The sequence below is a fragment of the Hanstruepera flava genome (assembly GCF_023634025.1).
Classification (GTDB): Bacteria; Bacteroidota; Bacteroidia; order Flavobacteriales; family Flavobacteriaceae; genus Hanstruepera; species Hanstruepera flava.
Genome location: NZ_JALJCW010000005.1, coordinates 64,718 through 78,398, shown reverse-complemented (window position 1 = coordinate 78,398; position 13,681 = coordinate 64,718). Strand labels below are relative to the sequence as shown.

9 protein-coding genes are annotated in these 13,681 nt (G+C 36.4%); 7 read left to right on the top strand and 2 right to left on the bottom strand.

Translation table 11 applies throughout. From position 1 onward, the window contains the following. Window positions 1–35 precede the first annotated feature (35 nt). Window positions 36–5,537: a T9SS type A sorting domain-containing protein gene (locus MTX13_RS13650; RefSeq protein WP_250436842.1), complete on the top strand. Its 5,502-nt coding sequence runs from the start codon at window positions 36–38 to the stop codon at window positions 5,535–5,537. A gap of 51 nt (window positions 5,538–5,588) precedes the next feature. Here MTX13_RS13650 and MTX13_RS13645 read toward each other — a convergent pair whose 3' ends face one another. Continuing rightward, window positions 5,589–6,224 carry an alpha/beta hydrolase gene (locus MTX13_RS13645; RefSeq protein WP_250436840.1) on the bottom strand — a complete coding sequence of 212 codons (636 nt, stop codon included), beginning with the start codon at window positions 6,222–6,224 and terminating at the stop codon, window positions 5,589–5,591. A gap of 53 nt (window positions 6,225–6,277) precedes the next feature. Between MTX13_RS13645 and MTX13_RS13640 the strand changes: the two genes are divergently transcribed. From MTX13_RS13640 to MTX13_RS13625, 4 genes are read left to right on the top strand one after another with little or no spacing between them, the layout of a single operon-like run. After that, window positions 6,278–6,703: a PaaI family thioesterase gene (locus MTX13_RS13640; RefSeq protein WP_250436838.1), complete on the top strand. Its 426-nt coding sequence runs from the start codon at window positions 6,278–6,280 to the stop codon at window positions 6,701–6,703. A 1-nt stretch (window position 6,704) separates the two neighbouring features. Next, the gene (locus MTX13_RS13635) at window positions 6,705–7,823 is read left to right on the top strand and encodes a chorismate-binding protein (protein ID WP_250436836.1); all 1,119 of its coding nucleotides are present in this window, start codon (window positions 6,705–6,707) and stop codon (window positions 7,821–7,823) included. 51 nt (window positions 7,824–7,874) lie between these two features. Then, window positions 7,875–9,635, top strand: coding sequence for a 2-succinyl-5-enolpyruvyl-6-hydroxy-3-cyclohexene-1-carboxylate synthase (menD, locus tag MTX13_RS13630; protein ID WP_250436834.1), 1,761 nt, complete (start codon window positions 7,875–7,877; stop codon window positions 9,633–9,635). Between the two features lie 37 nt (window positions 9,636–9,672). Continuing rightward, entirely contained in the window at window positions 9,673–10,503 is an 831-nt protein-coding gene (locus tag MTX13_RS13625) for a CvfB family protein (protein WP_250436832.1), read from the top strand. A 160-nt stretch (window positions 10,504–10,663) separates the two neighbouring features. Here the strand turns inward: MTX13_RS13625 and MTX13_RS13620 are convergent, their stop codons facing one another. Continuing rightward, window positions 10,664–11,782, bottom strand: a complete 1,119-nt coding sequence (locus MTX13_RS13620) for a C1 family peptidase (protein WP_250436830.1) — start codon at window positions 11,780–11,782, stop codon at window positions 10,664–10,666. A 51-nt stretch (window positions 11,783–11,833) separates the two neighbouring features. On the opposite strand from MTX13_RS13620, the gene MTX13_RS13615 reads away from it, so the two are divergent. Next, window positions 11,834–12,673: a 1,4-dihydroxy-2-naphthoyl-CoA synthase gene (locus MTX13_RS13615; RefSeq protein WP_250436828.1), complete on the top strand. Its 840-nt coding sequence runs from the start codon at window positions 11,834–11,836 to the stop codon at window positions 12,671–12,673. A gap of 9 nt (window positions 12,674–12,682) precedes the next feature. After that, a complete protein-coding gene (gene menA / locus MTX13_RS13610) occupies window positions 12,683–13,585 on the top strand; it encodes a 1,4-dihydroxy-2-naphthoate octaprenyltransferase (protein ID WP_250436826.1) in 903 nt (300 codons plus the stop codon). Window positions 13,586–13,681: the final 96 nt, after the last annotated feature.

Sequence of the window (13,681 nt, the reverse complement as noted above, 5' to 3'; positions counted from 1 at the left end):
GCCAGGAATATGCAGCAGGTTCGCACGATTTCCCAATGGAGGACAACAACGGCTGTCCGTACACTTTTACGTTGATAGTAGAGGAATATCCGGTTACACCAGATGATAGCGATACCGTTCAGGTCTGTTCAGGCGACACTTATACCTATGAAGGTCAGGAATATGCAGCAGGTTCGCACGATTTCCCAATGGAGGACAACAACGGCTGTCCGTACACCTTTACGTTGATAGTAGAGGAATATCCAGTTACACCGGATGATGAAGCATCAGGAAATGTTTGTGAAGGAGGCGATACATTTATTTATGAAGGCATAGAGTATGCTCCTGGTGTTTATGACATTCCACGAGTGGATGTTAACGGCTGTCCATATAAAACGGTTCTGACCGTAACAGCTTATCCAGTTACACCAGATGACAGCGATACCGTTCAGGTCTGTTCAGGCGACACCTATACCTATGAAGGCCAGGAATATGCAGCAGGCTCGCACGATTTCCCAATGGAGGACAACAACGGCTGTCCGTACACTTTTACGTTGATAGTAGAGGAATATCCGGTTACACCAGATGATAGCGATACCGTTCAGGTCTGTTCAGGCGACACTTATACCTATGAAGGCCAGGAATATGCAGCAGGTTCGCACGATTTCCCAATGGAGGACAACAACGGCTGTCCGTACACTTTTACGTTGATAGTAGAGGAATATCCAGTTACACCAGATGACAGCGATACCGTTCAGGTCTGTTCAGGCGACACCTATACCTATGAAGGTCAGGAATATGCAGCAGGTTCGCACGATTTCCCAATGGAGGACAACAACGGCTGTCCATATACCTTTACGTTGATAGTAGAGGAGTATCCGGTTACACCAGATGACAGCGATACCGTTCAGGTCTGTTCAGGTGACACCTATACCTATGAAGGTCAGGAATATGCAGCAGGTTCGCACGATTTCCCAATGGAGGACAACAACGGCTGTCCGTACACTTTTACGTTGATAGTAGAGGAGTATCCGGTTACACCAGATGACAGCGATACCGTTCAGGTCTGTTCTGGCGACACCTATACCTATGAAGGTCAGGAATATGCAGCAGGTTCGCACGATTTCCCAATGGAGGACAATAACGGCTGTCCGTACACCTTTACGTTGATAGTAGAGGAATATCCAGTTACACCAGATGACAGCGATACCGTTCAGGTCTGTTCTGGCGACACCTACACCTATGAAGGTCAGGAGTATGCAGCAGGTTCGCACGATTTCCCAATGGAGGACAATAACGGCTGTCCGTACACCTTTACGTTGATAGTGGAAGAATATCCTTTGCCTGATGTAGATGCTGGACCAGGAGCCGAATTAGATTGTGCAATTTCCGAGGTTCAACTTAATGGGTCTTCAAATGTTGTAAATGCGGCGTACTTATGGACTACAGGTGACGGTAATATTGTAAGTGGTGAAGATACACTAATGCCAATAGTTGATGCTATAGGAACCTATACATTGACGGTTACAGATTTAGATACCAATTGTTCGGCATCAGATAATGTAGAGGTAGTAACTGGACCTGGAGTGTTTGACTTTGAAATAGTATGTGTGCCAAAAATAAATATATCCTGTCCACAGGATTTACCAGAACCAGATATTTCATCAGTTGGAGTTCCAGATGATGGTAATATTTATATAGTTGAATTCATTGAAGATGTTTATATAATTGGAGAGCCAGGATGTGGTGAAGCTGCTATAAAGCGATTCTATGAGGTAAAAGGACCATGTGAAAACGTTATGGTATGTGAGCAGGTTATTTTAATAGATTATGAAGCAGGATTAGTTGCTCCACCCAATGGAATGTTGACAGTTAATTGTCCTGAAGATGTTGTAACACCTGAGCCACCCGTAATCGTGGATTCTTGTGATGTAGAAATTCAAGCTGAATTAATAGATACAATTTCTCAATTAGAAGGGTGTGACGGTACGGTAGAATACGTTTATAGATATACAAATTGTGATGGTAGTTTTGTTGATTGGTCGTTTACATATATAATAGAAACACAAGCTCCTGAAATATCAGAAGCGTCAGATGGTTCTGCAGAATGTGGAACTGGAGGAGGATCTTCGGTATGTACATATTATATCCAATTATTTGATAGTCTCAATGATGGATGGCAAGGCGATACTGTAGATGTGCTGGTCAATGGAAGTGTTGTTTTGGAAGATCAAACATTAGCTGACTTATTTGGTGGTGAAGATCCAATTCCTGGAGAAAATGATCCTAGACCTTTTGAGGTGGCAACTGGTGATGCAGTTATCACAGTTTATCACGAAGGTGATTACCCCAATGAAGTAAGTTGGGTGATAACAGATTCTGAAGGTGCTTTTGTAGCTGAAGGGAATGCTAGTAATTCAATTGAAATTGTAGCAGATTGCTTAAATCAGACACCTGAAGAAGTATTTGAGGCTTGGTTGGCAAGCAACGGTGGTGCCATGGTTATTGACTCATGCGGTCCAGTTACATGGACTAATGATTCAGATGGACTATCTGATGGATGTGGAAATACAGGAGAGGAAACTGTTACCTTCACGGCAACAGACGACTGTGGTAATTCAACAAGTACAACTGCAACGTTTAGAATTGAAGATACAACCCCTCCAGAATTCACTTTTGTTCCTGACACTGCAAATTTAGAATGTGATGCAGACGATCCAACAGATATGGCAACAGCAACAGATAGTTGTAGTGATGAGACTGTAGTAGTTACATACGAAGATTATTATGAGCACACACCTTGGACATCAGGAGTTTTTGGTGGAGGAAACGGAACAGTAGATTTTTCAAATTTACCAAACGGATTTACTGTAACGGGATCAAATGAAGGAAACTTCGGAGTAGAGTATCTCACAATTGGTTTAACTACAGCTAAAAATGTTATACTGACTTTTGACTGGGTATATACTAATGATGGAGATACGGCACAATGGGATACTTTAGTTTATTATTTAAATGACCAGTTGTTCACAATATTAGGTTCTGGATCAGAAGGCTCTGACAGTTTTAGTATAGAATTATCGGCTGGAGATAGATTTGGACTTGGCATTTATAATCCAAGTGATGACTGTTGTGGACCAGGAGTGGTTGAAGTTTCAAATATTAACTGGGAAATTAATAATGAGTGCCCAGTTACTAAATGCTTCATTAGAGAGTTTACAGCTACTGACGCTTGCGGAAACACAAGTACTGCTAGACAAAATGTAGTATTTAGAGATACGGTTGCTCCAATAATTTCGACTGATGATGAAAACGCAGATTTAGGCTGTAATCCTGAAATTACAGAACCTACATTTACTGCAACAGATAATTGTGGAGAAGTTGAACCAATTGTTACAACAGAAGGGCCAGTGGCTACAGGTGATTGTGGGTATTCACAAACTTGGACAGCAAATGTTGAAGATGCTTGTGGAAATCAAGCAGAATCTGTTAGTATAACATATACGTGGACTGAAGATAATGAGAGCCCTGTGATAGTATCTGATATACAAAGTGGCGATTTAGGTTGTAATCCAGACATAATTATGGCTCCAGTATTTACAGCTAATGATAATTGTTCAGTTGGAGAGGTAAGTGTGTCTACAAACGGACCAGAAGCTACAGATGGTTGTGGAATGTCGCAAACATGGACAGCAAATGTCTCTGATGCCTGTGGCAATCCAGCAGACGAAGTTTCAATTACATTAACTTGGACGCTAGATTCTGAATTACCGGTAATAACATCAAACAGTCAAAATGCAGATTTGGGTTGTAATCCAGAAATTGTAGTTCCATTGTTTAAGGTTGAAGATAACTGTCTGGCAACAGAAATGGATTTAGAACCTACTACAGAAGGCCCTCAATCAACAGATGGTTGTGGAATGACCCAAACATGGACAGCTACATATACAGATAACTGCGGAAATGAGGCTATTCCTTTAAGTGTAACATATAATTGGATAGTGGATACCGAAGTTCCAATAATTCTTACTATTAATGAGAGTCAAGATTTAGGTTGTAATCCAGATGTGATTGAAGCACCTCAATTTAAAGTTTATGATAATTGTTTGGATTCTCAAATGCAGTTGGAACCAGAAACCAATGGTCCAGAAGCCACAGAAGGCTGTGGAATGTCACAAACATGGACAGCTACATATACAGATGCATGTGGCAACCAAGCCGAACCAGTATCAATAACTTATACTTGGGTATTAGATAATGAAGCTCCAGTAATTTCAACAAATGGTAATTCTGGTGATTTAGGTTGTAATCCGGAAATTGAAATACCATTGTTTAAAGCTGATGATAACTGTTCTGGAGAATGGATACCACTAGAACCATATACCGAAGGACCTACGTCTACTAAAGGATGTGGAATGACTCAAACATGGACAGCTACATATACAGACCCTTGCGGTAATGAAGCAATTCCTGTAAGTGTTACCTATACATGGACAGTAGATAATGAAATTCCTATAATAACAACTAATGGAAATTCTGCAGATTTAGGTTGTAATCCAGAAATTGTAGTGCCATTGTTTAAAGCGGAAGATAATTGTTCTGAAGACTGGATACCATTACAACCTTATACAGATGGACCAGTTAGTATTAACGGTTGTGAATATTCCCAAACATGGACAGCAACATATACTGATCCTTGTGGAAATGAGGCTATACCTGTAAGTGTTACATATACGTGGATGATGGAAGGAGAGAGTGTTAATACCAATCAAGTAGAAGCCTTTGCCAGAACAGAAGGGGATAATGGCGTATGTTTTATTCCTGAATTTTCAAGATGGGGATGGTCTAATTACATTAGTGAGGAAAAGGAAAAACCTTATGAGTTAAAGCTATATGCAAACTCTAATGAATGTAGACCAGATTATGCTGCTGAAGCTGGAAAAGTTGAAGTTTTCTATAATAATGGCACGGCTACTGTAGTTTACACCATGTATGATGGTTATGTATTAAACTCTTCAAGTACTTATGTGGGATGTCAAGAATTCCCATTATTGAGTAACGGAAGGGAAACAGTGAGCCCAGAAAGATATAACTTTATTTCGCCAGACGTAGGTGATTTTAATACTTATACGGTTGGACCAATAGATGTCCCAGGAGCGTTCTATGTAATAGCTTGTGCTCGAGTTAGCGAAATAGGATGTTCTTGTTCAGGTTCTGACGAGACAGTTAACGGATTATTTGCTACAGAGGGTAGTGCTCAATGTAGAGGTAGAATAGGAGGTACTTTATCTTCAGGATTCAGTTTTAGAGCTTATCAAGGTCAAGATACTGAAGAGCTAAATGTGAACTTTGAGTTAGATATTGATTCTAGAGTTACGGTAGATGTCATGAACATGAATGGTATACTATTACAAAGTCAAGTTATCAATAATTATGTTAAGGGTACAGATGAAACCATGTTAATTGATACCTCAAAAATTAGAGATCGTGTGCTATTTGTTAGAATAACTACTAACCAAGGTTCAGAAATCAAGAAAATAATATTAAATAGAAAATAAAGAAATATGAATTAAAAATAAAAGGTGGTCATTTTTGACCACCTTTTTTAATTAACCAAATTGTGATATTACCTTTGTGTTTACAATATGTTTCCCTTCAAAAGGAATTATTGCTAGCTGGTCTCCAAATAGATTTTTTGCTTTTTCAATTTCATGCTTTATTCGGTCTTCATTAAGATATTCGTCTTGATTACCGTAAATTAAGGTTACTTTGCCACAATAGTACTTAAAATTATCATGATTTAATTCAACTGGAATACCACCTGAATGAATGATTAAATGATTGCAATTCATTTGCTTTAATGCTAAATATCTCATGGCAATACTGACACCTTGTGAATACCCTAAAATAATTAAGTTTTTATCGTTTGGTAAGTTTTCATTCTGTAAGACACTTTCAACATAATTCATAATATTCTTGGTGTCTTTTTTGGTGTTTTCTTTTGTAAGCCAGCTTGCTCCAACATGTTTGTATTTAGGTCCAATATAATATTTACTTGGTGCCTGCGGAGCAATAAAATAATTTTTATTAGAATTTAAAGATTCAAAGTATCTCAAGAAGTAACGACTTAAATAACCCATACCATGAAAAACAATCCAGACATTTTTTGTTTTATCTGTAAGTTCATTTAATGTAGCGTAAGTATTGGTTGCGGTATAGGATATTTCTTTTTCTGATAGATTCATTTTATAGTTGGGTTTTGTACTTTTACAATTCGATTTAAAAATACAGGAATTTTATGCAATTAACTAAAGAAGAAAAGCTGAAAAAAATTAATGAAGTGGCCAAAAACACCCTATTGGAAACATTAGAAATTTCTATTGTAGATTTCGGCGATGATTTTCTAATTGCGAAAATGCCTGTCAATTCGCGTGTGCACCAACCTGATGGCGTGTTGCATGGAGGAGCAACTGCTGCTTTAGCAGAAAGTGTGGGCAGTTTTGCATCACACCTGTTTTCAAATTTAGAAGAAGTGTTTGTACGTGGCATTGAAATTACCGCAAACCACGTAAAAAGTGTTTCAGAAGGCTATGTATATGCTAAAGCTAGCTTTCTTCATAAAGGTAGAACAACACAATTGTTGGATATTCGTGTAACCGATGATGATGATAATTTAATTTCAATCTGCCGCTTATCAACCATTTCATTGCCAAGAAAAAAATAACATGACTTCAACGTCTTTTTTTAATTCTTTAGAACAACATTTCACTCAAGATTTACCTTTTGTAGTATATCGAAAAAACAACGAGACTATTGTAAAAGGCTTACTTCAAAAAGATAGAGGTGTTAATTACGTTTCCGATTTTAAAGAAAGTGGATTTGTTTTTGCGCCTTTTGATACGTCAAATGACACTGTAATTATTCCTTTGGATGGTTCAGAATATATGGAAGCGGATTATCACCCAAATCGAAGCAGTAATGAGGATTTATCATTTCAATGCGAATCATTTTATGATAATCAAAAACAAAATCATATGCAATTGGTTCATAAAGGTGTTGAAGCAATTAAGGAAGGTCAATTTAAAAAGGTAGTATTGTCTAGAGTTGATGTTCAGGATTTATCAGATAGTAAACCTATAAAACTATTTAAGAGTTTACTTATAAATTATCCTCAAGCTTTTGTGTATTGTTGGTATCATCCAAAGGTTGGTTTGTGGCTTGGCGCAACACCTGAAACTTTAATCAAGGTTGCCAATAATCAGTTTGAAACCATGTCTTTGGCAGGAACTCAACAATCAAGTGTTAGAGAGGCGAATTGGACGGATAAGGAAAAAAACGAACAGCAAATAGTTACAGATTATGTGGTTTCACAATTAAAGGACTTGTCGAAAACGATTCATGTTTCCAAACCAAGAACAGTTCAGGCAGGAAATTTGGTGCATTTACAATCAACTGTTTCTGGGACACTTTATTCCAAAGATTTAAAACCTATAATTAAAGCACTGCATCCAACACCTGCTGTTTGTGGTTTTCCTAAAGAAATGGCAAAGCAATTTATTTTGCAGGAGGAAGGTTATGATAGGTCATTCTACACTGGGTTTTTGGGTGAACTCAATTTTAAAGAACAGATATCGAGAAACAGAAATAGACAAAATGTTGAAAATAATGTTTACGCTGTAGTTAAAAACGTTTCTAATCTTTATGTCAATTTGCGCTGCATGCAATTACAGCAAGATAAAGCATTAATTTATGTAGGAGGTGGTATTACCTTTGATTCAAACCCTGAAGAGGAATGGCAAGAAACCGTCTCAAAATCTATGACTGTAAAAAAGGCGCTGCTCTAGTTTTATTTACTGTTACTTATTAGTAACTTTACAAAGCGAATTTAATGCTGTATGCAATACCCTAAAATCCCTCTTGCCCAAACTGTAATTCAGCTTTGTAAAGCTAAAAACATAAAACATATTGTTATTTCTCCAGGTAGTAGAAATGCACCGCTTACTATAGGGTTTTCAAACGATGACTTTTTTACCTGTTATAGTATTGTTGATGAGCGTTGTGCTGCCTTTTTTGCTTTAGGAATAGCGCAAAAACTTCAACATCCAACAGCATTGGTATGTACTTCGGGTAGTGCGTTGTTGAATTACTATCCAGCAATTGCCGAAGCTTTTTATAGTCAAATTCCTCTAGTTGTACTTTCGGCAGACAGACCAAAACATTTAATAGGAATTGGTGATGGGCAGACCATTAACCAAAAGGATGTTTTTAAGAATCACATTTTATATTCAGCAAATTTAAAATTGCCAATAGACGATTCTATTAGCAATCAAGAAGAAGACGAACCTGCAATCATCAAAAGTTTAGAAAATAAACTCGAGCGATTTTTAGGTATCAAACAAGAGTTACAACAAGAAAATGAAATTGAAATAAATAAAGCGCTTAATAAGGCTATTCAGAAGTCTGGGCCTGTTCATATTAATGTACCTTTTGACGAACCATTGTATGAGGTAGTGGATACCTTGTCGGTTAAGCCAAAAGTTGTACAATTAGATACCAATCCATCAAAAATTGATGATTACATTTTTAACGAATGTTTAGATGAATGGAATAGCTCACCTAAAAAAATGGTTTTGGTTGGTGTGAATTATCCCAACAATATTGAGCAAAAATGGTTGGATGAGTTGGCAAAAGATAATAGCGTGATTGTTTTTACGGAAACCACATCAAATTTGCACCATGAGAATTTTTTCCCGAGTATAGATAAGCTAATTGCGCCATTTGAAGAGGAGGATTTTAAAGCTTTGCAACCCGATATTTTGATAACCTTTGGTGGACTAATAGTTTCCAAAAAGGTAAAAGCCTTTTTGAGGAAATATCAACCCAAACAACATTGGCATATTGGTGCAGGTCAAGCCAATGATACGTTTTTCAAATTAGAAAAACATTTGGAAATACATCCGAATATGTTTTTTGAAAATCTGTTATCTGAAACCACCCACTATGTTAAAAGTGATTATAAACCTTTTTGGGAAAAAGTAAAGATTAAACGCGCTGAAAAACATACTGAATATGTCAAGCAAATTCCGTTTAGCGATTTTAAAGTGTTTGAAACAGTTTTTAAATATCTGCCTAACGATTCAGTATTACAATTAAGTAATAGCTCAACAGTGAGATATGCCCAATTATTCGATTTAAACCCTAAACTTGAGGTGTTTTGTAATCGTGGTACGAGTGGGATAGATGGTAGTACATCTACTGCAGTTGGGTTTTCTGTTGCATCTGAAAAGCAGACAACTTTGATTACTGGTGATTTAAGCTTTTTATATGACAGCAATGCCTTGTGGAATAATTATATTCCTAATAATTTCAGAATCATAGTCATTAACAACCAAGGTGGTGGTATTTTTAGAATATTGCCTGGAAATAAAGACTCCCAAAATTTCGATACCTATTTTGAAACCAAGCATGACCTAACTGCAAAGCATTTGTGTAAGATGTACAATTTTGAGTATGATTCGGCTTCAACCGAAAAACAACTTAAATTACAACTAAAAACGTTCTTTGAAACTTCACAAACTCCAAAATTGCTTGAGGTTTTCACACCAAGAACCGTTAATGATGAGGTGCTATTGGAGTATTTCAATTTTATAAAATAGTGGCGTTTACGAAAATGATTATCCTTACCTTTGCCGCATGATACACATTGGAGAATATAACACGCTTACCATTTTAAGGGACACTGAACCTGGATTATTTTTAGGTGACAATGAGGAAAATGAGGTTTTGTTGCCTAATAGTTATGTGCCAGCATCGTTTGAAATTGGTGATTCATTGGAGGTTTTTGTGTATTTGGATAATGAAGAACGGTTGGTAGCTGTAACTGATAAACCCTATATAAAGCGAGGTGATTTTGCTTTGCTACGTTGTAATGCGGTTACCAAAATGGGAGCTTTTCTAGATTGGGGCATGGTCAAGGAATTATTCTGCCCGTTTAAAGAGCAAGCCTTTAAAATGAAAAAAGGCGGCTGGTATTTGGTGTATTGCTATTTAGATGAAAAGTCAGAACGCTTGGTGGCTTCGAGCAAAACCAATCGGTTTTTAGGTAATAAGGAATTATCGGTTGAACAATTTGAAGAAGTCGATTTAATAGTGTCACATCCTTCGGAAATTGGTATGAATGTTATTGTAAACAAAAAACATTTAGGACTTATCTATAACGACAATATTTTTCAAGACATTAGTGTAGGTGATCGCCTAAAAGGTGTTGTCAAGAAAATACGTCCAGGCAATAAATTGGATATTGCTCTTGGTCAAGTTGGATACCGAAATATTGAGCCCAATGCCGAATTGATTATGAAAGAACTAGAAGATAACAGCGGTTATTTAAATCTTTCTGATAAATCAGATCCCGAAGATATTAAGCGTATACTTCAAATGAGTAAAAAAAGCTTTAAGAAAGCTATTGGTTCTTTATACAAACAAAAACTTATTAAAATAGAAGCTGACGGTATATATTTAAAATAATTAGCAATTGAAACTTTAATTGCGTCTGTTCGAGTGATTTTGAGGTACCAAAAATTGTATCGAGAACTTCATCAATTTTAAAACTCTAGTTTTCGATACTAATTTTATTCATTTTAATCATAAAATTCACTCAAACTGACGAGTTTAATTAAACCAACAATTATAGCTTTAATTTATCTTTTAAGCTTTTAGGAATCGCATCTTTGTGTACCATTACAGAAATGGTTTTTAGCTTCATATATGCTTCACTCATATATACATAACCATCATTGGCCACACGACTGGAGTCGGTTCCCCAAGAATTTTTTACTTTGTAATAAACGGTTCCATTTTGGTCTTTTAATAGTCCAGTAATATGCATTAAATGGTCATCAGTTGTATTGTAATTTTCAAATTCCTGTTGTCTAAAGGCTTGTGTAATATGTTTTTCAGGTCTCACGCTTATTATAGCTTCCGCTTTTTTAGCATCTTCTTCAGGAATAACAGCAACACCATGTTTTGCGGAAAATGTGGTTTCGCTCACATCGCAATCCAATTCAACGGTGTAACCATTTTCAAGGGCATAATTAATAACAGCCATCATCTCATCCAATTTTACATTGTAGAAACTTCCATTCGAAAAATTATCAGGAATATTTAAAATAAAATGTGAATAAAAAGGCTGATGCGTAAATGACGTTATACTTACATAATCAGCAGGATTTATTTTAGTCATCTCTAGAAATGACATCGGTGTGTATGGCACGCCTTCGTAAATAAAAGTTTCAATATTTTCACCTAAATAATTATCAAGAATAGCGTTGACAGTAGATTTCCATTTTGGTGAAAGACTTTTGCCTGGATTATCAATATAAACATCTAATACACCTTTTAAAGCCGATACCATTTCAGAATGGTTGTGTCTGGATGCTTCATCATCCAAGCCGGTGTAAACAACTTGAGGTACAATACCATTTTTGGCAATACTATTAATTACATCGTGTGCCAATCCACCTTGGCTAAATTGAGCCTTGCCCTGGCGCATAATATAGTTTTCAGCTTTTACTGGGTAGGTATTTCTAACGGTGTACATTTCAGAAATATCAATATTTTTTCCAGTGATTCGCATGATTTCACTTTCTAAAAATGACGACGCCGAAAAACTCCAGCAAGTTCCTGTATTGCCTTGGCTAATAACATCTGTAGCTTCTAAATCAATTATAGTTTTAAATTCATAAGACTGTGAAAAACCACATAATGAAAGGAATAATAAAAAGGAAAGTGAGATAATATTTTTCATGGACTGTAGCTGTTAATTTAAAATAATTTATTTTTGACTAAAATATAAAAAATGAATGTAGCAAACTGGAAAACGGCTAAAGAATATGAAGACATTACCTATAAAAAATGTAATGGTGTAGCGCGTATAGCATTTAACAGACCAAATGTTAGAAATGCCTTTAGACCCAAAACCACAAGTGAATTATATGATGCGTTTTATGACGCCAATGAAGATACGAATATTGGAGTTGTTTTGTTATCGGCTGAAGGGCCTTCAACCAAAGACGGTATTTGGAGTTTCTGTTCTGGTGGAGACCAAAAGGCGAGAGGTCATCAAGGCTATGTTGGAGATGATGGTTATCATAGGTTAAACATTTTAGAAGTACAGCGTTTAATTCGGTTTATGCCAAAAGCGGTTATAGCAGTTGTTCCCGGTTGGGCTGTTGGTGGTGGCCACAGTTTACATGTAGTTTGCGATTTAACGCTTGCCAGCAAGGAACACGCCATTTTTAAACAAACAGATGCTGATGTTACCAGTTTTGATGGTGGTTACGGTTCTGCTTATTTAGCTAAAATGGTCGGGCAGAAAAAAGCTCGTGAAATTTTCTTTTTAGGTAGAAATTATTCAGCGCAAGAAGCTTTTGAAATGGGTATGGTAAATGCCGTAATTCCTCACGACCAACTTGAAAACACGGCTTATGAATGGGCTCAAGAGATATTGGCTAAATCGCCAACATCTATAAAAATGTTGAAATTCGCCATGAACCTGACTGATGATGGTATGGTTGGTCAACAAGTATTTGCAGGCGAAGCTACACGCTTGGCTTATATGACAGATGAAGCCAAAGAAGGTCGTGATGCCTTTTTGGAAAAACGTAAGCCAAACTTTCCTAAAAAGTGGATCCCTTAAATTGGTTATATGAGTAGTATAAAACATTGGGTTGAAGCAGCGCGATTGCGAACCTTACCACTATCTGTTTCAGGAATTATATTAGCAGGTTGTTTTGCCGATTACAATGGGTTTTTTAAATGGTCAGTTTTTTTATTGGCTATATTAACAACCATTGCTCTACAGGTGCTTTCCAATTTCGCCAATGATTATGGCGATGGTGTAAAAGGCACAGACAACAACCAGCGTATTGGACCTGAACGCGGTATACAAAGTGGTAAACTTACACCAAATCAAATGTTACGAGCCATAAGAACTAATATTCTAATTATAATTGCTCTAGTATTTCTTATGTTACTGGCTGCATTTGGAGTACGTTATATTCTGTATACTATAATTTTCTTTGTTTTAGCTGGGATATCCATTTACGCTTCAATTAAATATACAGTGGGCGATAATGCTTATGGTTATAGGGGTTTAGGCGATTTATTTGTTTTTGTGTTTTTTGGATTAGTAAGTGTTATTGGATGTTATTTTTTATTTGCAAGACAAATTGACCACGTAGTGTTTCTACCAGCTTGTGCTATTGGGTTGTTAAGTGTTGCCGTTTTGAATTTGAATAACATGCGCGATATTGATTCAGATAGAGAAACAAACAAAAATACTTTGGTGGTTAAAATGGGATTACAGAAAGCCAAAATATATCATTTTGTTTTGGTAATTGGAGCCCTGTTTTTAACTACATTGTTTGCATTACTGTATTATTGGTCTCCTTTTAATTTAATTTTTCTAGTTATTTTTATTCCGTTAATAAAGCATTTAAAACGTGTAAAAAACATCAATCAAGCTAAAGAATTTGATCCTGAACTCAAGATTGTTGCATTATCTACATTTGCTTTATCGGTATTGCTTGGTGTTGGTTATTTATTGTAACAGCAGTAGCTGATAACTTTTGCAATTTAATTTGATTTTCAACAAACTATTGATTAATTTTATTAAGTTAATGCAAGTTGTTGACAAAATGAAGCT

Coding starts and splice junctions, on each gene's coding strand:
- MTX13_RS13650 (WP_250436842.1), top strand. CDS start 36: ATGGAGGACAACAACGGCTGTCCGTACACTTTTACGTTGATAGTAGAG.
- MTX13_RS13645 (WP_250436840.1), bottom strand. CDS start 6,224: ATGAATCTATCAGAAAAAGAAATATCCTATACCGCAACCAATACTTAC.
- MTX13_RS13640 (WP_250436838.1), top strand. CDS start 6,278: ATGCAATTAACTAAAGAAGAAAAGCTGAAAAAAATTAATGAAGTGGCC.
- MTX13_RS13635 (WP_250436836.1), top strand. CDS start 6,705: ATGACTTCAACGTCTTTTTTTAATTCTTTAGAACAACATTTCACTCAA.
- menD (WP_250436834.1), top strand. CDS start 7,875: ATGCAATACCCTAAAATCCCTCTTGCCCAAACTGTAATTCAGCTTTGT.
- MTX13_RS13625 (WP_250436832.1), top strand. CDS start 9,673: ATGATACACATTGGAGAATATAACACGCTTACCATTTTAAGGGACACT.
- MTX13_RS13620 (WP_250436830.1), bottom strand. CDS start 11,782: ATGAAAAATATTATCTCACTTTCCTTTTTATTATTCCTTTCATTATGT.
- MTX13_RS13615 (WP_250436828.1), top strand. CDS start 11,834: ATGAATGTAGCAAACTGGAAAACGGCTAAAGAATATGAAGACATTACC.
- menA (WP_250436826.1), top strand. CDS start 12,683: ATGAGTAGTATAAAACATTGGGTTGAAGCAGCGCGATTGCGAACCTTA.